This is a genomic window from Shigella flexneri 2a str. 301, assembly GCF_000006925.2.
Taxonomy (GTDB): Bacteria; Pseudomonadota; Gammaproteobacteria; order Enterobacterales; family Enterobacteriaceae; genus ECMA0423.
Window position 1 is genome coordinate 4,540,851 of the sequence record NC_004337.2, and the last position, 21,229, is coordinate 4,562,079.

General features: G+C 52.5%; 19 protein-coding genes, 1 pseudogene and 1 other annotated feature (1 of these 21 running past the window's edge). Of the genes and pseudogenes, 3 read left to right on the top strand and 17 right to left on the bottom strand.

Going from position 1 to position 21,229, the window contains the following annotated elements; all coding sequences use genetic code 11:
- Positions 1-427: a mobile genetic element, on the top strand; it begins 341 nt to the left of the window's first position.
- Positions 17-412, top strand: coding sequence for an insertion element IS1 protein InsB (gene insB / locus SF4368; RefSeq protein NP_710077.1), 396 nt, complete (start codon positions 17-19; stop codon positions 410-412). Its footprint overlaps the feature before it by 396 nt.
- On the opposite strand, the gene SF4369 is transcribed toward insB, so the two are convergent.
- From SF4369 to hpaG, 15 genes and pseudogenes are all read right to left on the bottom strand, one after another.
- Positions 347-1,249, bottom strand: a complete 903-nt coding sequence (locus SF4369; protein ID NP_710078.1) for an L-lactate permease — start codon at positions 1,247-1,249, stop codon at positions 347-349. The genes insB and SF4369 overlap by 66 nt on opposite strands.
- An 8-nt stretch (positions 1,250-1,257) precedes the next feature.
- Entirely contained in the window at positions 1,258-2,112 is an 855-nt protein-coding gene (gene yjiA / locus SF4370; protein ID NP_710079.2) for a GTP-binding protein YjiA, read from the bottom strand.
- A 112-nt stretch (positions 2,113-2,224) separates the two neighbouring features.
- A complete protein-coding gene (yjiX, locus tag SF4371; protein ID NP_710080.1) occupies positions 2,225-2,428 on the bottom strand; it encodes a hypothetical protein in 204 nt (67 codons plus the stop codon).
- Positions 2,429-2,477: 49 nt separating this feature from the next.
- A complete protein-coding gene (gene yjiY / locus SF4372; RefSeq protein NP_710081.1) occupies positions 2,478-4,643 on the bottom strand; it encodes a carbon starvation protein in 2,166 nt (721 codons plus the stop codon).
- A 377-nt stretch (positions 4,644-5,020) separates the two neighbouring features.
- Entirely contained in the window at positions 5,021-5,533 is a 513-nt protein-coding gene (hpaC, locus tag SF4373) for a 4-hydroxyphenylacetate 3-monooxygenase reductase subunit (protein ID NP_710082.1), read from the bottom strand.
- A 17-nt stretch (positions 5,534-5,550) separates the two neighbouring features.
- A pseudogene (locus SF4374) lies at positions 5,551-7,109 on the bottom strand.
- Between the two features lie 252 nt (positions 7,110-7,361).
- A complete protein-coding gene (locus SF4376; protein ID NP_710085.2) occupies positions 7,362-8,129 on the bottom strand; it encodes a hypothetical protein in 768 nt (255 codons plus the stop codon).
- Between the two features lie 170 nt (positions 8,130-8,299).
- Positions 8,300-9,190, bottom strand: coding sequence for a 4-hydroxyphenylacetate catabolism regulatory protein HpaA (gene hpaA, locus SF4377; protein ID NP_710086.2), 891 nt, complete (start codon positions 9,188-9,190; stop codon positions 8,300-8,302).
- A 9-nt stretch (positions 9,191-9,199) separates the two neighbouring features.
- Positions 9,200-10,555: a 4-hydroxyphenylacetate permease gene (gene hpaX, locus SF4378; RefSeq protein ID NP_710087.2), complete on the bottom strand. Its 1,356-nt coding sequence runs from the start codon at positions 10,553-10,555 to the stop codon at positions 9,200-9,202.
- 21 nt (positions 10,556-10,576) lie between these two features.
- The gene (hpaI, locus tag SF4379; protein NP_710088.1) at positions 10,577-11,380 is read right to left on the bottom strand and encodes a 4-hydroxy-2-oxo-heptane-1,7-dioate aldolase; all 804 of its coding nucleotides are present in this window, start codon (positions 11,378-11,380) and stop codon (positions 10,577-10,579) included.
- A 10-nt stretch (positions 11,381-11,390) separates the two neighbouring features.
- A complete protein-coding gene (gene hpaH, locus SF4380) occupies positions 11,391-12,194 on the bottom strand; it encodes a 2-oxo-hepta-3-ene-1,7-dioic acid hydratase (RefSeq protein NP_710089.2) in 804 nt (267 codons plus the stop codon).
- A gap of 67 nt (positions 12,195-12,261) precedes the next feature.
- Complete coding sequence (gene hpaF, locus SF4381; RefSeq protein NP_710090.1) at positions 12,262-12,642, bottom strand: 5-carboxymethyl-2-hydroxymuconate delta-isomerase; 381 nt, start codon at positions 12,640-12,642, stop codon at positions 12,262-12,264.
- A gap of 9 nt (positions 12,643-12,651) precedes the next feature.
- Positions 12,652-13,503, bottom strand: a complete 852-nt coding sequence (gene hpaD, locus SF4382) for a 3,4-dihydroxyphenylacetate 2,3-dioxygenase (protein ID NP_710091.1) — start codon at positions 13,501-13,503, stop codon at positions 12,652-12,654.
- A gap of 1 nt (position 13,504) precedes the next feature.
- Positions 13,505-14,971, bottom strand: a complete 1,467-nt coding sequence (gene hpaE / locus SF4383; RefSeq protein NP_710092.1) for a 5-carboxymethyl-2-hydroxymuconate semialdehyde dehydrogenase — start codon at positions 14,969-14,971, stop codon at positions 13,505-13,507.
- Entirely contained in the window at positions 14,968-16,257 is a 1,290-nt protein-coding gene (gene hpaG, locus SF4384; RefSeq protein ID NP_710093.2) for a 4-hydroxyphenylacetate degradation bifunctional isomerase/decarboxylase, read from the bottom strand. Before hpaG ends, hpaE begins: the two co-directional genes overlap by 4 nt.
- 271 nt (positions 16,258-16,528) lie before the next feature.
- Here hpaG and hpcR point away from each other — a divergent pair, with 271 nt between their 5' ends.
- Both hpcR and tsr read left to right on the top strand, forming a co-directional pair.
- Positions 16,529-16,975 (top strand): 4HPA-hydroxylase operon regulator, encoded by a 447-nt coding sequence (hpcR, locus tag SF4385; RefSeq protein NP_710094.1) that lies wholly within the window; start codon positions 16,529-16,531, stop codon positions 16,973-16,975.
- Positions 16,976-17,093: 118 nt separating this feature from the next.
- Positions 17,094-18,758, top strand: a complete 1,665-nt coding sequence (gene tsr, locus SF4386; protein NP_710095.1) for a methyl-accepting chemotaxis protein I — start codon at positions 17,094-17,096, stop codon at positions 18,756-18,758.
- A gap of 48 nt (positions 18,759-18,806) precedes the next feature.
- Here tsr and yjiZ read toward each other — a convergent pair whose 3' ends face one another.
- Positions 18,807-20,168 carry a transporter gene (gene yjiZ / locus SF4387; protein ID NP_710096.1) on the bottom strand — a complete coding sequence of 454 codons (1,362 nt, stop codon included), beginning with the start codon at positions 20,166-20,168 and terminating at the stop codon, positions 18,807-18,809.
- 214 nt (positions 20,169-20,382) lie between these two features.
- A complete protein-coding gene (gene yjjM, locus SF4388) occupies positions 20,383-21,189 on the bottom strand; it encodes a hypothetical protein (RefSeq protein ID NP_710097.2) in 807 nt (268 codons plus the stop codon).
- Positions 21,190-21,229: the final 40 nt, after the last annotated feature.

The window sequence follows — 21,229 nt, forward strand, 5'->3', positions numbered from 1 at the left end:
ACAACCGGGCAGTGATGTGATTGTCTGCGCTGAAATGGACGAACATTGGGGCTACGTCGGTGCTAAATCACGTCAGCGCTGGCTGTTTTACGCGTATGACAGGATACGGAGGACGGTTGTGGCGCACGTCTTCGGTGAACGCACTCTGGCCACACTGGAGCGTCTTCTGAGCCTGCTGTCGGCCTTTGAGGTCGTGGTATGGATGACGGATGGCTGGCCGCTGTATGAATCACGCCTGAAGGGAAAGCTGCACGTTATCAGCAAGCGTTACACTCAGCGCATTGAGCGACATAATCTGAATCTGAGACAACATCTGGCAAGGCTGGGACGGAAGTCACTGTCGTTCTCAAAATCGGTGGAGCTGCATGACAAGGCCATCGGGCATTATCTGAACATAAAACACTATCAGTAAGTTGGAGTCATTACCGGCATAGGCTGTAGCCTCGCTGACCACTGGTGGCATACGGGCAACCAGTTTATTGAGGTACGGCACCGGAATGTTGATCACCCACTCATACAGCGCACCACCCGATGCGAACAGGGCTTTAAACGGCGGGATGCTCCACAGTGTTACGGTAGCGGTCAGGAACAGGAACGGTGTCCAGGCACGTAACACCTGACCCGCGGTGTAACCGGTGTGGGCCAGCGTCATATCAACCTGTGACGCCCCCAAGTCACCGAAGCGGAATACGCGAACTGGTTGCCAGCGTTTGAGGAACAGCGTCAGGCAGAGCAGTGATACCAGCGAAGAGATAATGTCCGGCAGCTCCGGCCCAATGAAGTTAGAGCTAAGGTACTGAGCGATGGCAAACGAGCCGCCTGCAACCACGACCGCAGGCCACGTCTCTTTGATACCGCGCCAGCCGTCCATAATCGCCATGATCCAGAACAGCACGATAATGGTCATAAACGGTAGCTGACGCCCCACCATCTGGCCAATCTCAAAGCTGTCGATGCCTGTTACTTGTCCGGCAACCAGGATTGGAATGCCCATCGCGCCAAATGCCACTGGCGCGGTGTTAACAATCAGGCACAGTCCGGCGGCGTACAGCGGTTTAAAACCCAGGCCGACCAGCAATGCGGCGGTAATTGCTACCGGTGCGCCAAAGCCTGCGGCTCCTTCAAGGAAAGCGCCGAAACAGAAACCGACGATCAGCATTTGCAGACGCTGGTCAGGGGTTATCGAAAGAATAGACGAGCGAATGATGTCAAACTGCCCGGTTTTCACCGAGATCTTATAGACGAACACTGCTGCACTTACTTCCTCAATCCCGCAAACGCCGCCCGAATCTCTTCCTCCGGCAACTGAATCCCGATAAACACCATTGTGCTATGCGGTTTTTCATCGCCCCACGGCCTGTCCCAGTCGGCGCTGTAGAGGCGCTGGACGCCCTGGAACAGCAGGCGGTTAGGTTCGCCGTCAATCCACAGCATCCCTTTGTAACGCAGCAGTTTATCCGCCGATTCCAGCAGCAGGTTTTCCATCACGCGGGAAACTTCGCTGATATCTACCGGGTAATCCAGTTCCACCACAATTGACGAAATATCGTTTTGTTTATCCGCGATAAAGTGGAAACGCGGTTTGGTGCTGACGACGTTCTCTTCCAGCATAAAACCGTTGGTGTTGAACAGCAGGCCCAGGTCGATGTCGCCGTGGGTGACGGTGTAGACCGGTGCGCGGGCGTTGATGCGCGCCAGGCGTTCACGCAGTTTCTCTGCTTCGCCTGCGACGTCGGTTTTAGTCAGCAGAATACGGTCGGCGTAGCCCACCTGGGACTGGGCGATGGTGAACTGGTTCATCTGCTCATCGGCATGTACCGCATCCACCAGCGCAATCACGCCGTCCAGCAGGTAGAGCTGGCATAAAATCTCATGGGAGAAAAAGGTCTGAATAATCGGGCCGGGATCGGCCATGCCGGTGCATTCAATCACCAGACGATCGAACTGAATATTGCCCTTGTCGAGATTATCCAGCAGGTCGAGTAGTGCGTCCTCCAGCTCGTTGGAGCGCGAACAGCAGATGCAGCCGTTGGTCAGCGTTTTGATCTGCGTGGCGCGGTCGCCAATCAGTTGGTCATCAACGGAGACTTCGCCGAATTCGTTTTCAATCACGGCAATCTTGTAGCCGTGTTGTTCGTTAAGAATATGGCGCAGCAGGGTAGTTTTGCCCGCGCCTAAAAAACCGGTGAGTAGGGTAACTGCAATCGGGTTCATGCTCTCTCCATTAACAACAGCGCATACCGCCTTTACCATCGCCGCCGTAGCGCGCGTTCTGGCGTTCGCGGAAGAATTCTTCATAGCTCATGTACGGCTTGTCGGGATGGTTGGTCTTCATATGCTCGACGTAGTTGTCGTAGTCTGGAATACCAATCAACATCTTCGCCGCCTGGCCGAGATATTTTTTTGCCTGTCCTAAGTTACCAAACATAGTTCACTCTGATAAGAACAAAGCCCCGCCGAAGCGGGGCTAAACACGGTTAGTGGTGCGAAGAGATCTTCACGCCGCCTTCCGGGATTGGAACGTACGGTGTTTCTTTGTCAGTACGTTTGTCGCTGTTACGCACCGCAAGCCAGGTTTTGAAACCGTAGAAGATGATGCTGTACACCACAATCAGGAACAGAATACTCAGGCCTGCGTTGGTGTAGTTGTTCACAACGATGTGGTTCATGTTGGCAATCTGCTGCGCCGTCAGGTCAGTACCGTTAGCAATCTTCTCTTTGTACTGGCTTGCCATGTAGAAGAAGCCTTCCATCTGCGGGTTGGTGCTGAACAGTTTCAGACCCAGCGCCCAGGTGGTGCAGATAAGCAGCCATACAGCCGGAACAACAGTTACCCAGATGTATTGGGTGCGCTTCATCTTAATCAGCACAACGGTGCCCAGTACCAGCGCTACGGCTGCCAGCATCTGGTTGGAGATACCGAACAGCGGCCACAGGCTCTTAACGCCGCCCAGCGGATCGACCACGCCCTGATACAGCAGGTAGCCCCACAGACCCACACAGCCCGCAGTACCGATGATACCGGCAACCAGAGAGTCGGTTTTTTTCAGGAACGGGATGAAGTTACCCAGCAGGTCTTGCAGCATAAAGCGGCCAGAACGGGTACCCGCATCCAGCGCGGTCAGGATGAACAGGGCTTCGAACAGAATACCGAAGTGATACCAGAAGCCCATGTCAGCCATCGGCAGCACTTTGTGGAACACGTGAGCGATACCTACCGCCAGCGTCGGCGCACCACCTGCACGGTTCAGGACAGAAGGCTCACCAATGTCTTTCGCGGTTTGCAGGATCTGCTCTGGCGAAATCACGAAGCCCCAGGAGCTGACGGTCGCTGCCGCGTGTGCGGTAACGTCTTTCAGCTGCGCCATGATGATCGGCGCGTTCTCGCCACCCATTTCATGCAGGTTAGGCATGGTGATGCCAAGGCCAGCAGGCGGGGTGTTCATCGCGAAGTAAAGACCCGGTTCGATGATGGACGCTGCAACCAGCGCCATAATCGCCACGAAGGACTCCATCAGCATTGCGCCGTAGCCAATGAAACGCGCGTCGGTTTCGTTAGCCAGCAGTTTCGGCGTCGTACCGGAAGAGATCAGCGCGTGGAAGCCAGATACCGCACCACAGGCGATGGTGATGAACAGGAACGGGAACAGAGCGCCTTTCCACAGCGGGCCAGTACCGTCAATGTACTGGGTCATCGCAGGCATTTTCAGTTCCGGGTTCAGCACCACGATACCCAGCGCCAGGCCGACGATAACGCCGATTTTCAGGAAGGTTGCCAGATAGTCGCGCGGTGCGAGGATCAGCCACACCGGCAGCAGTGCGGAAACAAACGCATAGCCAATCAGCGCGAAGGTAATGGTGGTGTCTTTAAAGGTCAGTGCCGGACCCCAGTACGGATCGTGAGCAATCACGCCACCGAAGTAGATAGAGGCAACCAGCAGCACGATACCAATAACAGAGACTTCACCCACACGCCCCGGACGGATAAAGCGCATGTAGATACCCATAAACAGCGCAATCGGTACGGTTGAGCAAACGGTGAAGACACCCCACGGACTTTCGGCCAGGGCTTTAACCACAATCAGCGCCAGAACGGCGAGGATGATGATCATGATTAAGAAACAGCCAAACAGCGCGATAGTCCCCGGTACTGGCCCCATCTCTTCTTTGATCATCTCACCGAGAGATGCGCCGTTACGGCGAGAGGAGATAAACAGCACCATAAAGTCCTGTACCGCACCGGCCAGCACTACCCCCGCCAGCAGCCACAGCGTGCCAGGCAGGTAGCCCATCTGCGCGGCGAGAACCGGTCCCACCAGCGGACCAGCACCGGCGATAGCGGCGAAGTGGTGACCAAACAACACGTAACGGTTGGTCGGAACGTAGTTCAGACCGTCGTTGTTAATAACCGCAGGCGTCGCGCGCGTGGGGTCGAGTTTCATCACCTTCTGGGCGATGTACAGACTGTAGTAGCGATACGCCACCAGATACACCGACACAGAGGCGACCACGATCCACAGGGCGCTGACGTGCTCCCCCCGACGTAATGCAACTACCGCGAGGCAGAATGCACCGATGATTCCGAGAATCACCCAGGGTATGTGCTTGAATAGTTTTTTCGTATCCATAGTAAAACCTGGCATTTTACTCGTCGTCTTTTGGCTTACAGGTGCGGCAGCTGCGTTCGTTCACCTCTGACACTTACTTTTGTAAGCTCCCGGGGATTCACTCACTTGCTGCCTTCCTGCAAACCAAAATCCATAGAGTAATTTGTTAATCATAGGCCGAAGCCGTTCTAGGTTTGCGTTGCGTTTGAGGAGGTAAATTGACCGCTATCCTGCAGTGATGTTGCCAGAGATACGTGCGCGTAAAGTAAGGTAAATAACTGAGTGGTTATTTTAGGGATGTAAGCGGTCAGGAATGGCGGTGAGCGGTTGGGCAAGAATTATTCATCGGGTAGATATGTGATTGAGATCACAATAAAAATGCCCCTTCGACGAATGCGTGAAGGGGCTGGAGCTTAAATCGCAGCTTCCATTTCCAGCATCACCGGATGGAAACGGCGTTTAAAGTAAATAAGTCCGTGACCTTCTGCACTGAGGATGATGTTTTTAATCTCCACCAGATACACCAGATGTGTGCCAATCGCCTGCACATCGCGGATCTCTCCTTCAAGACTGGCCAGCGAACCTTTTAGCACCGGCTGCGCCAGCGGACCTTTTTGCCAGCATGAGAGGCTAAAACGCTCTTCCATCGCCATGCCTGTCATGCCCGCGAAGTGGCGCGCCATCAGTTCCTGCTCATGGTTGAGGACGTTGACGCACAACTTGCCGTTGCCCTGAAAAACCGGGTTCATCGCACTGTTGGCGTTAATGCACACCATCAGCGACGGTGGTGTATCCGTGACCGAGCAGACAGCCGTTGCCGTAATCCCGCATTGTCCGGCGTCGCCCTCGGTGGTGATAATATTTACCGCTGCCGACAGGCTGGCCATCGCGTCATGAAAGCGCAGGCGTTGTTCATCTAATTGCATCTTAACCTCCTGCTGCGTTATTTCAGCAGCTTATCCAGCATGTTGATATCGTCGTTGTTGTGCAGGTGCGGCACAGTCCAGCCGTTCTGGTCGTATTCCGACAGGCAGCGATCAACCATCGCCATCATCTTGTCCATATTGCCGGAGCTTTGTGCCTGGCGCAGACATTGCAGGCGAATCTCATCCTGGCTACCGGAGTAGTTGATTTCATACAGCTCGTGACGACCACCAAATTCGCTGCCAATGGCGTCCCACATCAGTTTGAGGATCTTGATGCGCTGGACGTGATCCATACCGTTCGAACCGCGCACATACTTCGCCAGATACTGGTCGATCTGCGGATTGTTCAGGTCACGGGCACTGGAAGGGAGGTAGATCAGGCCACTGGTAACGTTGCGTTCTATAATGTTTTTGATCTTCGCGTAGGCCATTGGTGCCAGTACGCGATAGGTTTGCAGTGCGGCATGATCCGGTAAATAAGCCCCGTTGACCCACGGCGTCGCTTCTGAACACATCGAGTCACTCAATGCCCAGAAGGTGTTGCGCCACGCCACCACTTCACCGAGATCGGCCTGCACACCACGGAACTCCAGGGTGCCGGTACATTCGAGTGATTTTTTCAGCAGTGCCGTAATGAAGTCGAGTTTCACTGCCAGGCGCACACAGGCTTGCAGCGGATACATACGGGCGAAACCGCCTTCCATCGTCCAGCGACGGCAGCGATCAAAATCGCGGTAGATCAGCACGTTTTCCCATGGGATCAGTACGTTATCCATCACCAGAATCGCATCGTTCTCATCGAAGCGGCTGGAGAGCGGGTAGTCGTATGGCGAGCCGGTAGCACCCGCGACCATCTCATAAGAGGCGCGGGAGATTAATTTCACGCCATCGGCATCCATTGGCGCAACGAACATCAGTGCGAAGTCCGGGTTTTCGCCCATCACTTGTGCCGAGCCGAAGCCAATCATGTTGTAGTGAGTCAGCGCCGAGTTGGTGGCAACCACTTTCGCACCGCTGACGATAATCCCGGCGTCAGTCTCTTTTTCCAGCTTGATGTAAACGTCTTTCACTTTATCGGTCGGCAAATGACGATCGGTGGGTTAACAATCGCGTGGTTAAAGTAGAGGCCAGTTTCCTGAATACGGGTATACCAGTTACGGGCGTTCTGCTCGAACTGACCGTAAAAGCCCGGATTCGCGCCCAGTGCGCAACCGAAAGCGGCTTTGTAGTCTGGGGTACGGCCCATCCAGCCATAGCTCAGGCGTGACCATTCAGCGATGGCGTCGCGTTGCTGGCGCAGGTCGTCGGCACTTTTCGCCACGCGGAAGAATTTATGGGTATAGCCGCCGCTGCCGGTGTCGGTGTTCCAACACAGAGAGTCCTGCATCTCCGGTTTGTGCAGCGCGTCGTACAGTTGGGCAACAGACGCTGCCGCATTACGAAATGCCGGATGAGTGGTGACGTCTTTCACTCGCTCGCCATAGATATAGATCTCGCGACCATCCTGCAGGCTTTTCAGATACTCTTCCCCGGTGAAAGGACGTTGGGTACTGGCGCGGAAATCTTCTGGTTTCATGTCGACCTCTACAGTATTAATCGGAATACGATTGTTAATTTTGTGTGTTGTTTTTGTTATTTAATTGAAGCGTTGAACGCGGTTGTCGGGAAGAGACGTTTCAGGCGAACGTTGGTACTTTTCGACAGCAAGGTGGAGTTAAATAGTAAACTGCGATCGTGATCAACTTACAGTAAGGCAAATCATAATATTCCCCGCTAACAAGGGCTAACGGGGACGGAATTTTTTATGGGGCGAATGGAATGGTAATCGTCATATTTTCATGACCAACGACGATAGGACCTGAATAGTTTTCTGTGCTTCTTGCTTCCATGTTTCATCCGGAACGGTGATTGGTACCAGGTGGCTAAGGATGAGTTTTTTCACTTTTGCTTCATTGGCAATTTTGCCTACATCCTCAATAGTCGTATGGTGAGAAGCAATGGCTTTTGCCAGTGTTTTACCATTGCCAATACTGTCTGCCAGCTTAGCGACGGAGGGCTCATGTACGGCCTCATGCACAAGTATATCAGCGCCTTCTGAGAAAGTTGCCAGTGGGGGAAAGTACGAGGTATCTCCTGAGAAGACAATTCGCTTGCCTTGTGTGTCGAAGCGATAAGCAAAAGCCTCACCGTCAGGGAAAGGAGAATGAGGGACCTTTAATGCAGTCACGGTCACGGTATCATCTTTATAAACTACGCCTTCACCAACATCTTGAGCTGTAACGAGTTTGCGAGGATCGGGTTTTCCTTCTTCTTCCATACGCAGTGTGATGTCCCGATCGAAGACCTGCCAACTGGCAGCGGTCATGGCTCGGGTGCCTGGCGGACCGAATACATGAATAGTTTTGTCCTGCAGACCGCTAGCCCATGCATTCATTAAGACTGATGGATAGTCCAGAATATGATCACTGTGTAAATGGGTGAGTAAAATATTATCAATCTGGCGCAGTGGAATATTATTTTTTACCAGTTGTAAGCTGGCCCCGTAACCAGCATCAATTAACCAGGTTTTATTGCCAATAATAAGTGCCGTTGCCATCGGTAAACGGTCAGCTTTTAATAAAGAAGGGCCACCTTTCGTTCCAAGTAGTACAATTTTCATTTATTGCGGTTCGGAGGCGTAGGTGAATGCCACTGGCGCAATCAGGCACGCCACAAATAGTGAGCGTAAAGATATTTTCATGTCGAGTCTCTCAGGTTGATAAATGGTCAGCGACCACGGAATTGTGTTGGTGAGCAACCCATCATTCGGTTGAAAAAACGGGCGAAATAGGCGGGATCTTTGTAGCCAAGATCAAGGGCTATCTGGTTGATGCTTTGCTCGCTATAGAGCAGAAGCCGTCTGGCTTCCCGGCTCACTCGTTCGAAAATCAATCTCTTCGGCGATTGATTGGCAAAACGTCGGCACAGCTCGGTAAGCCGTGATTCACTCATACCGAGCATTGTTGCATATTCAGGGACCATTAAATGTTGGCGATAATTTTCGTCAATCAGCCGATTAAACTTCTGGAATAAACACATCTCGCCGCGCACGCTGCATGTTGAAATATCATTTGGTGGTGCTTCACGCAGTAGGATTGTAAAAATACTTTGCGCCAGTGATTGCAATAGAATTTCCCGTCCTTGCTTATTTTGTTGAAACTCCAGGGATATTATCGGCCAATAATGATTTAATGCCGCCAGTGTATGTTCCATTCCCTCCAGTGACAGACAGATACCTTGTAGCATTGCGGCATCTCCACTACCAGGCCAGAGCTTTTCTACCAGGGGCCAAATTAACTCCTGACGTACGGTCAGAACATGCCCATCGCTATCAGGATCAGTAAAGAAAGTATGTGGCACCGATGGTGGTGTTAGTACAAAAAGCGGTGCGCGCACAGAATAGAAGTGCTCATCCAGTTGTAAAGTAATGCGTCCAGTGACCAGATAATGGAGTTGAAAATATCTATCGTGCCAGTGAGGGCGCATATCGCGTCCAAAGAAATTCGCTAACCGGGCAAATGTTTCATAATGCACATCTTCACCAGCGTAGCGGGCATCATATTCCCGGACCAAATCAATATTTTCATAACCATGTTCAAAGATAGCTTCACTGGACATCATGACTCCTTATTGCGGTTTTGGTGCGATAAGTTCAGATGAAAGAGAGTGTTCCCGACTCCCCATAGGGATTCGGGTCATGACTAACGCGCCCAGTACCAGCAATCCTGCTACAAACCACAAACCTGAGCTAAAACTGCCGGTTGCATCTTTCAAAATACCGATAAGTAATGGACTGACTGCTGAACCTACATTGCCGACAGCATTGATGACAGCCATCGCAACGGCACGCGATTGCAAGCTTATAACTTGATCCGGTGTTGTCCAAAAGATAGTCATCGCGGTAAATGATCCCATTGAGGCCATAATGATGCTGCTCAGTTGAATGAGGCTGTGATCTGTCGCAGAAGCGAGTAACCATCCGGCAGCGGCAAACAGGTAGGGAAGAATCGTATGCTTTTTGCGTTCTTTAAGACGGTCGGAACGACGACTCCACCAGATCATGCCAAAAATTGTGCAGAATTGGGGGATGGCCGCCAGCAAACCAATCATGATGTTGCTACTGCCAGTATTGAAACTCTGTAGGATTTGCGGCGTCCAGATATTAATCGCACTCAGAGTATTAGTCAGGCAAAAATAAGCAAGTGTATATAGCATGATGGCTGGGGTCAGGACTTCACGTAAGGTTGAGCGTGGAACAGATGCATGGGCAAATGCACTCTCTTGTTCACGGAGAATCATCGTTTTTAAAGCCTGTTTTTCGTTTTCATCAAGCCAGGTCGCCTGGTCTGGTGTGTCGTTGAGATAAAACCAGGTGACGACACCAAGAATGACCGATGGCAGACCTTCCAGCAAAAAGAGCCATTGCCAGCCTTTTAGATTCCACAGTCCATCCAAGGCCAGAATGTAGCCTGAAAGGATCAATCCCAGCATCATAGTGACTGGCATCGCTATCATAAATAAGGCATTGGCTCTGGCCCGATGATATGCCGGGAACCACCAGGTCAGATAAACCAAAATACCAGGTAAAAAACCCGCCTCAGCAATACCAACCAGCATACGCAGTAGATAGAGTGTTTCGGGGCTTGTTGCAAACATTGTGCAGGTGGAAGCAATTCCCCAGACCACCATGATCCCAGCGATCCATCGACGAGCGCCAATTTTCGCTAACATCATATTACTGGGGATCCCGCACATGGCGTACGTGACATAAAAGAGTGTTGCGGCGAGGCCAAACATTGTGGACGTCAGGCCAAGATCCTTGCCCATTGTCAGTCCGGCAAATCCTATATTGATGCGATCAAGAAACGAAAAAACAAACAGAATAAAAAGAAAAATGATTAGGCGACGAAATAATTTATTAATGACACGATGTTCAATTTCAACAGTTTTATTATCTTTATATTGCAGGGTAGAGGTCGTCATGATGCGCTCCACATCGTACGTTTAGTAGACAGAGTTGTTGTTTTGCTTCGCCATCGAAATAGAAGAACTATTACCAAACCGTGCTGCCAGCGCTTCGGCGGCGCGGGCGAGCAGGGTGGTGTCAACGCCGACGGCGACAAACAGCGCGCCCAGTTCCAGATAGCGTTTTGCCAGTTGCTCATTGGCGATCAGGATCCCCGGCGCTTTGCCCGCTTCGCGGATCTGCACGATCGCCTGCTCAATGGCGGCCTGTACTTCCGGGTGCTGCGGATTACCGGCATAACCCATATCGGCGCTCAGATCCGCCGGGCCGATAAACACGCCGTCGACCCCTTCCACGTCCAGAATCTGCGGTAAGTTCTTCATTGCCTCACGCGTTTCGATCTGCACCAGCACGCACATTTGATCGTTGGCTTTTTGCAGGTAATCAGGAATGCGATTCCAGCGCGAGGCGCGAGCCAGCGCACTGCCCACACCGCGAATACCGGCGGGGGGATAACGGGTGGCGCGTACCGCTTTACGGGCTTCGTCGGCGTTTTGTACCATCGGCACCAGTAAGGTTTGTGTGCCTACGTCCAGCAGTTGTTTGATTTGCACCGGATCGTTCCACGATGGGCGTACCACTGGCTGGCTGGGGTAGGGCGCAATCGCCTGTAGTTGGGTGAGCACGGTTTGCACGTTATTCGGCGCGTGCTCACCGTCGATCAATAACCAGTCGAATCCTGGTCCGGCCAGTAACTCCGCGCTGTAGCTGCTGCTCAGCCCCAGCCATAATCCAATCTGCGGACGGCCTGCTTTCAGCGCCGCTTTAAAACTGTTTTCCATCGTTCTCTCCTTAAACAAAGCGGCAGCTAATGGAGCCCATGTTGCCGTAATCGACGTGGAAGGTGTCGCCCTTACGCGCCGGAACCGGGAGGGTGAACGAACCACCGAGAATGATTTGCCCGGTTTCCAGTTGTACGTCATACGGTGCGAGTTTGTTCGCCAGCCAGGCCACGCCGTTTGCCGGATGATTCAGCACACCAGCGGCGACGCCGGTTTCTTCAATCACGCCATTGCGATACATCAGGGCGGAGATCCAACGCAGATCCAGTTCGTCTGGTTTGATCGGACGACCTCCGAGGATCACTCCGGCGTTGGCGGCGTTATCGGAAATGGTGTCGAATACTTTGCGCGGGCGCTGGGTTTCCGGATCGATGTTGTGGCAGCGAGCGTCGATCAGCTCCAGCGCCGGGATCACATAGTCCGTGGCGTTGTAAACGTCGAACAGCGTGCAGTTTGGCCCACGCAGCGGTTTTGCCAGCACAAAAGCCAGCTCCACTTCAATGCGCGGCACGATAAAGCGATCGGTCGGGATATCGCTGCCATCGTGGAAGAACATGTCGTCCAGCAGTGCACCGTAATCCGGTTCGCTGATCTGCGAGCTTGCCTGCATCGCTTTCGAGGTCAGACCGATTTTGTGGCCTTTCAGCGTGCGACTTTCGGCGATTTTCAGGCGAACCCATTCGCGCTGCACGGCGTAGGCGTCTTCGATGGTGATCTCCGGGTAATCCAGCGAGATCGCGCGGATCTGTTCGCGCTGTTTTTCTGCCTGATCCAGACGCTGGGCGATCAGGGTGTGGGTGTGTTTATCGAACATAGCGATATCCTGTGGCATTGCCGGATGCGGCAGCGCCTTATCATCCGGCCTGGAAGCTGGTGCAAATTTATTTAAACAACGCGTGTACGTTGTTCTGTTTGAAATTCAACGTCGGGTGCAGCTCTGCAATCTCAAATGAAAGCGCTAGGTAACGGCTCTCCATCAGTGAGGCGAAGTGCGTTTTAATCAGATCAAACAGCATTTCGCCCACTTCCTGACGGCTTTCCAGACTGCGTCCGCTGCCGATTTTTAGCGTCATATGCACAAAGGCGTAATCGTGCTTGCCATCAGCCATTTGCCAGGTATCGATCCAGTGCGCCCGGCTACGTATTCCCCCAAGCGGAAAAATCCCCGTTGCCGCCAGTGCAGTGTTAACACTGGCAAACAGCTCAGGTAAGCGGGCTTCTTCACGAATATTTTCAGTACATTCCACGATAAAGTGCGGCATAAAACGTCCTTACGCGGGCAGCGGGAAAACAGCGTTAACCTGACCGGTGCCAGAGCTTGGGAACAGCTCGGTAATAAACTCCACCTTGCCGTCGTATTTATCCCAGCCGAGCATCCCCAGCAGCATCACCGTGTCGTGCATATTGCCTTCGCCGTAGCAGTAGTCGGCGTACTCCGGCAGCATATTGCAAAACTCTTTGAACTGGCCTTCGCGCCACAGCTTCACCACACGCTCGTCCATCTGGCGGTCGAACTCGCGGGTGTAGCTGTTCATCCCTTCTTCCGCACGCTGATCGTCAATAAAGCGGTGCGATAACGAACCGCTGGCAAGGACCGCCACGGTGCCGTCGTACTGTTCGATCGCTTTCAGAATCGCTTCGCCCAGCTTGCGGCTGTCGGCAAAATCGTGAACCGTGCAGAAAGCCGAAATGGAGACCACTTTGAAGTGCTTGTCTTCATTCATGTAGCGCATCGGTACCAGCGTGCCGTATTCCAGTTTCAGGCTGGGAATATTGTGCGCTTTTGCCCGCACGCCGAGCTTTAAGGCTTCCTCGGCAATTAGCTGCCCCAACTCCGGGTTGCCCTCGTAGTTGTAGGTCATGTCGCGAATAAAATGCGGCAGCTCGTTGCTGGTGTAGACGCCTTCAAAATGGTCTGCACAGTTGATGTGATAAGCACTGTTGACCAGCCAGTGAGTATCGAAAACGATAATGGTATCGACGCCCATTTCCCGGCAACGCTTGCTGATCTCTTTATGCCCGTCGATCGCACCCTGGCGACAACCGTGGTTTTTTCCTGGTAGTTCAGAGAGATACATCGACGGTACGTGCGTGATCTTGGCGGCTAACGCTAACTTACCCATATCAGACTCCCCATTTCGGAATTGGATGGTCGCCCATGGAAATGCAGACGTTCTTCATTTCCGCGAACACTTCGAAGCTGTACTCACCGCCTTCACGCCCGGTGCCGGAGGCTTTTACGCCGCCAAATGGCTGGCGCAGGTCGCGCACGTTCTGGGTGTTGACGAACACCATGCCTGCTTCAATGCCACGCGCCAGGCGTAACACTTTGCTGACATCCTGTGTCCAGATGTACGACGCGAGGCCGTACTCCACGTCGTTTGCCAGGCGTAAGCCTTCGGCTTCGTCTTTAAACGGCAGCAGGCAGGCGACCGGCCCGAAAATCTCTTCCTGGGCAACGCGCATACGGTTATCTACGTCCGCCAGCACCGTTGGGCGCAGGAAGTTGCCGCCTTTCAGGTGCGCAGGCAGGTCGGACGGTTTATCCGGGCCGCCCGCCAACAGGGTTGCGCCTTCTTCAATGCCGAGACGGATATAGCCGGAGACTTTTTCCCAGTGTTGCTGACTGATAAGCGCCCTAACCTGGGTATTCGGATCGTTCGGATCGCCCACGCGCAGACGGTTGGCGCGTTCGGCAAAGCGTTTAACGAATTCTGGATAGATGCTCTGCTGAATAAAGATGCGCGAACCGGCGGTGCAGCGTTCGCCGTTGATTGAGAAGATGGTGAACAGGGCGGCGTCCAGCGCACGCTCAATATCGGCATCTTCAAAAATCAGCACCGGTGATTTACCGCCCAGCTCCATGGAGTATTTTTTCAGCCCGGCGTTTTTCATGATGTTGCGCCCGGTGGCGGTACCGCCGGTGAACGACACGGCACGCACGTCATGATGACGGACCAGCGCATCGCCTGCGGTTGCGCCGTAGCCCTGTACCACGTTTAGCACGCCCGCCGGAATACCAGCTTCCAGCGCCAGCTCACCCAGGCGGTCGGCGGTCAGCGGGGAGAGTTCCGACATCTTCAGCACCGCGGTATTGCCCAGCGCCAGACACGGCGCGACCTTCCAGGTGGCGGTCATAAACGGCACGTTCCACGGCGACGCCAGCGCACAAACGCCTACCGGTTGCACCAGCGTGTAGTTGAGCATCTTGTCGTCAACCGGATAGGTCTTGCCGTTCATCTGCTGGCAGACTTCCGCGAAAAATTCAAAGTTGTGAGAAGCGCGTGGGATCAACACATTTTTGGTCTGATGGATCGGCAGGCCCGTGTCCGCGGTTTCCATCGCGGCGATCTCAGGCACGTTCTGGTCGATCAGATCGCCCAGACGGCGCATCAGGCGCGCACGCTCTTTCATCGGCAGATCAGCCCATTTCGGGAACGCCTCTTTCGCTGCCGCTACCGCCTGATTGATCTCCGCTTCACCGCCAGAGGCCACATCCGCCAGCACTTCACCCGTTGCCGGATTGGTAGTCTGGAAGTAGTCGTTACCTGCAACATTTTTGCCGTTGATCCAATGATTTACTTTTTTCATTTCGCTGTTTCCTCACTCACAATTCGGTTCACCAGGCGGCCCACGCCTTCTACTTCCACCACTACTTCATCGCCAGGCACCACGTCAGATAAGCCTTTTGGTGTGCCGGTGGCGATCATGTCGCCCGGATTCAGGGTCATAAATTCGCTTAAGTAGGCGATCAGGAAGGGCACGCTGAAGATCAGATCGGCGGTGGTGCCTTGCTGGCGTAACTCGCCGTTGACGAAGGTGCGAAGGGTCAGATTATGCGGGTCCGGGATCGCCTCTTTCGGCACGATGGTTGAAAGCATCGGCGTCAGTCCGTCGCGGCTTTTGACCCGCAGGTTAGGGCGGTAGTAGTTTTCCAGATAGTCGCGAATGGCGTAGTCGTTACACACGGTGTAGCCCGCGACATAATCCATGGCATCGGCTTCGCTGACGTTACGCGCCTGCTTGCCAATAACTACCACCAGCTCCGCTTCGTAGTGCATGTATTCAATATTGTTCGGGCGCACGGAGGTCTGGTTGTCGCCAGTGAGGGTATTCGGCGCTTTCAGGAACACCAGCGGCTCTTCCGGTGGCTTAAATTCCAGTTCGCTGGCGTGGTCGGCGTAGTTCAGGCCGAGGGCAAACAGCGTACCGTGCGGGTGTGGCAGCGTTGGGAAGCTCTTGCGCGTGGTCACTTCACGTTCGTCCACTACCGGATTTTCCAGCGGCGGGAAACCTTCTGCGAGAACACGCACGCGATCGCTTGGCTGTATTTCCACGCGCGCCTGTGGCGTGCCGAGCAGAATAGCATCGCCTGGATTCAGCGTGGCAAATTCGCTCAGGGCGCTCAGCAGCTGTGCGGCGTTACGTTGTAAATCGGCGGTATTCCAGTGATCGGCAGGACGCCCGTTGATCTCGGTATAGATAGTCAGATTATCGACATTGCTGAGAGCCACGGTTTCGCCAATGGGGCAGAATCCATCACGACATTTTGCTTTGATTGCCGGACGGTAAAAGCTCTCTTCCGGCAGGCTGACGTCGTTATCCAGCGCATATCCGGCGATGTACTCTGCCGCATCTTCTTCACGTACTTTCGTCGCCGTTTTCCCCACAATCAGCGCAACAGTCGCACCGCTCAGTACTTTTTCACCCTGTGGAAAGGGAATCGGTTCACCGCAACCAATCACCGTATTGCGCGGTTTAATAAACCAGACCGCAGTTTTAGGCGGGGCTTTGTAGGGAGATTGCTGGAACGCTTCCTGCCAGGCATCAAGTTGGCTGCGATGGTTCAACGCTACGGCGAAGATAGTGCCTTTCATTACCACTCCTCGGATTCGATCATCTTAATCATTAATATGTTAATGATTACTTTTATTCCCGATTGCGTAGTTTGGCAAAAGTAAGTGATATAAATGTGATCTAATTAACAAACTATTTACATTTAAAGATAATAAAATATTAAATATCAGTAAGTTAATAAAATATCATCAATTTTGATAAAATGAAGAATTGCGGGGGCAGCTCAGTCCCGGTAACGTGATGATTAATTGTTTCTATATTAATGATTTTGAATTTTTCAGGGGAAAGATAATGCACGACTCACTAACCATTGCGTTGCTCCAGGCGCGAGAAGCGGCGATGAGTTATTTTCGCCCAATCGTTAAACGGCATAATTTGACTGAGCAACAGTGGCGCATCGTGCGTATTCTGGCGGAAAGCCCATCAATGGATTTTCACGATCTGGCGTATCGCGCCTGCATTTTGCGCCCAAGCCTGACCGGGATCCTCACGCGGATGGAACGCGACGGTTTAGTGTTGCGATTAAAGCCGATCAATGATCAGCGGAAGCTCTATATCTCGCTGACCAAAGAGGGGCAGGCGCTGTATAACCGCGCTCAGACACAGATTGAAGAAGCCTATCGGCAGATTGAAGCTCAGTTTACTGCCGAGAAAATGCAACAGTTAACCCATCTGTTAGAGGAATTTATTGCTCTGGGCAATTCCCGACAAGAAGACATCCCGGGCGATAATGAATAACTTTTTAGTATCTGATAACCAGCGCCTGGTTTTTCCATGGATGGCGGGTTACACCTTTTCATAAAGTTTTTGCTTTCCAGGCCGAAAATCTTGCATCGGTCCACAGGAAAGAGAAACCATGTTAAAACGTATCAAGATCGTGACCAGCTTACTGCTGGTTTTGGCCGTTTTTGGCCTTTTACAACTGACATCAGGCGGTCTGTTTTTTAATGCCTTAAAGAATGACAAAGAAAATTTCACTGTTTTACAAACCATTCGCCAGCAGCAACCCACGCTGAATGGCAGCTGGGTCGCGTTGTTGCAGACGCGTAACACCCTCAACCGCGCGGGTATCCGCTACATGATGGATCAGAATAATATTGGTAGCGGTTCAACCGTTGCTGAGCTGATGCAGAGTGCCAGTATTTCGCTGAAACAGGCGGAAAAAAACTGGGCGGATTACGAAGCGTTGCCGCGTGACCCGCGTCAGAGCACCGCCGCAGCGGCAGAGATCAAACGTAATTACGATATTTATCACAATGCGCTGGCGGAGCTGATCCAACTGTTAGGTGCAGGCAAAATCAACGAGTTCTTTGATCAGCCGACCCAGGGATATCAGGACGGTTTCGAGAAGCAGTATGTGGCTTACATGGAGCAAAACGATCGGCTCTATGATATCGCCGTCAGCGATAACAATGCCTCCTACAGCCAGGCGATGTGGATTCTGGTGGGCGTGATGATCGTCGTACTGGCGGTCATCTTCGCCGTCTGGTTCGGTATTAAAGCCTCGCTGGTAGCGCCAATGAATCGCCTGATTGACAGCATTCGTCATATTGCAGGCGGCGATCTGGTGAAACCGATTGAGGTGGATGGCTCTAATGAGATGGGGCAACTGGCAGAGAGTTTGCGCCATATGCAGGGAGAGCTGATGCGTACCGTCGGTGATGTGCGCAACGGGGCCAATGCCATCTATAGCGGTGCCAGCGAAATCGCTACCGGCAATAATGATCTCTCTTCGCGCACCGAGCAACAGGCCGCTTCGCTGGAAGAGACGGCAGCCAGCATGGAGCAACTGACCGCAACGGTGAAACAGAACGCCGAGAATGCGCGCCAGGCCAGCCATCTGGCATTAAGTGCTTCTGAAACGGCGCAACGCGGCGGCAAAGTGGTAGATAACGTGGTGCAGACTATGCGCGATATCTCCACCAGTTCGCAGAAAATCGCCGATATTATCAGCGTAATTGACGGCATTACCTTCCAGACCAATATTCTGGCTTTGAACGCGGCGGTTGAAGCAGCGCGTGCGGGTGAGCAAGGACGTGGTTTTGCGGTGGTTGCGGGAGAAGTGCGTAATCTGGCCCAGCGTAGCGCCCAGGCGGTTCGTGAAATTAAAAGCCTGATTGAAGACTCGGTGGGGAAAGTGGATGTTGGCTCTACGCTGGTCGAAAGCGCCGGGGAAACAATGGCGGAGATTGTCAGTGCTGTGACCCGCGTGACGGACATTATGGGCGAAATAGCTTCTGCTTCTGATGAGCAGAGCCGTGGTATCGATCAGGTTGGCTTAGCGGTTGCTGAGATGGACCGGGTAACTCAACAGAACGCCGCGCTGGTGGAAGAATCTGCCGCTGCCGCCGCCGCGCTGGAAGAGCAGGCCAGTCGCCTGACCGAAGCTGTGGCAGTGTTCCGGATTCAGCAACAGCAGCAACAGCAGCGTGAAACATCGGCTGTGGTAAAAACCGTGACGCCAGCTACGCCGCGTAAAATGGCAGTGGCAGATAGCGGGGAGAACTGGGAAACGTTTTAATCGCCATAAAAATGCCCGATAAGCAAAATGTTATCGGGCATAGGGAGTTTAATCTTTACGCGGGTCGTTGATCGGCTGGCGAACCAGGAAGATGTACGCCAGTGCTCCCGCTGCGGTGACGCAACCGCAAATGATTAGTGCCAGACGGAATGAGTGGGTTGTATCAACAATAAAACCAGTAATGATCGGCGCGAAAGAGGCGCAGATGAAGCTGGCAAAGTTCTGGATACTGCCCACCGACGCAGTCATGCGAGAAGCAACTGCGACGTGGATCAAGCCCCAGCAGGATGTTCCGGCAAAGTGAATACAGAACAGTGCCATGCCAATCAGCAGAACCGCCATCATGGATGTTGTCGCTTGTGGTACTATCAGCGTAAAGGCGGCAGAACAGAACATCCCGGTAATAATGCAGATCTTACGGCTTTTAATCGGAGCCATTCCCCCTTTGACCAGCCAGTCAGTAACGTAACCGTTGACCAGCATCCCGGCAGCCCCAAACAGGAAAGGGATAGCCGCCATCAACCCTGTGCTTTTTAAATCCAGGTTATAGGCTGTTTGCAGGTAACCAGGAAGCCAGGCCAGATACAGCCACGCAGTGTAGTTGATGCCACTGAATCCGAGCATCATTCCCCACATTGTGCGGTTACGGAACAGGCTGCGCCATTCGGCAAAATTGAGCGGATCTCGGCGGGCATTGACGCTACCTGCATTGAGATAAGCTTGTTCAACGGCAGTCAGTTCTACGTGCTCGCGGTTGCGATAGAGCATATACCAGCCGATGGCGAGAAAAATCCCCAGTACACCAATGGTAATAAACATCCCGCGCCAGCCCATCACCAGCATCATTGCCGCCAGAATCGGTGGGCTTACAGCAACGCCAATGGTAGAAGCTGCGTTGAAGAAGCCCATCGGGCGTCCGCGCTCTTTGATGTTGAACCAGTCGTTAATGACTTTTACACCGCATGGGTTCATCGGCGCTTCACCAATCCCCATACCGATACGCACCAACACGAACTGCGTAAAGCTGTGCACCATGCCAGACATGGCCTGGAACAGTGACCAGAAGAACATCCCCAGTCCCAGCATCAGGCGTGGGCCTTTACGATCCAATAGTGGGCCGCAAGGAAGTTGCGCAATGCCGTAAGCGAGTGAAAACACGGAGAGCAAAGCGCCGATTTCGGTGGCACTTAATCCCAATTCTTCACGAATCGTTAAATTTGCTACCGACAGCGAACTGCGGTCGAGATAATTGATTACCGCCGCAAAAAATAATAACAACATGGCGGTGGTTTGAATGCGTTTAATTCGGGTACTGCGTTGAACTAATCCATCTGGTGGCACGGGAATATCTGCCGACGAAGATGGAGTAAATGAAGAACGCGGATCGAGGGTGATATTTTCTTTTTCCACGCCGGACTCCTGTATTTATAATTTTAATTGTTTACGTAATTGTGCATTACGCAAGGTTGACATTAACGGCAGGTTAAAGTTTTAGGACTTTACTACCGCTCACAAAAACATTTTTAGTCGACTGATTGTGAGCATAGGTAAGCGGGAATTTCCCGGTATTTATCTTTTGATAAAACCGTGCACCCGCTAATAGTTTGCTGTTTTTAATCCGTACTTAATGAGCATAACGCGTGTTCTCATTAATGGATCGAATCATTGATTGTTTAGCTGAATTCAAATGGTTACGGAGCGCAAGGGTGGCATCAAGGTCACTGCGGCAAATCAGAGCGCTGAGAATGGTCATATGTTCATCGACGGCAATGATATTGCGCTGTTTAAGATCGCTTTCGTCCCATTGATAGTGAAAATGAAAGATGACTGAGATGATCTCAAGCGATTGATCAAAAAAGATATTGTCGGCAGCTGAAAGCAGTAAGGAGTGAAAATCTCTGTCAAGTTGCGAGAACATGCGAAAGCTATTGCCGATGTTGTCACGCAGTAGCCGATGACGTTCTAGCATGGTTTTCGCCTGCAGCCAGCGGGGATCATGATCAGGCAGGTTGAGAAAGTGCTGAAGTGAATGTGTTTCGAGCATTTCGCGTAGCTCAAACAGCTGCTCGGCGTAGGATTGATCGAATTGCTTCATGCTCCACTGGCCGCGCTTTTCGCTTTGAATAAGATTATAACGGCCGAATTTTAAAAGATATTCTCTTACAACCACCGGGCTGACACCCGCGGCCCGAGCCAGTTGCAGTTCAGAAAAAGTTTCCCTAGGGCGTAACTGACGCTGGTTTATCATCGTGAAAAAAGCCTGCTCAAACACTTTGTTTTGTTCACTCATTGAAGCGGTAGTACAGGCGAAACCGTCATCATGGTCAGGTTTACGCGCAATAACATAGTCGTTTCCAACCTGCGTTAAGACGCCGCATTCGCGTAATTGGCTGAGAATATGACGCACTGTAGTGCGGCTGATGTTGTACATTTCCGCCAGCGCACTTTGCGATGGAAGTGGGGAAGGGATA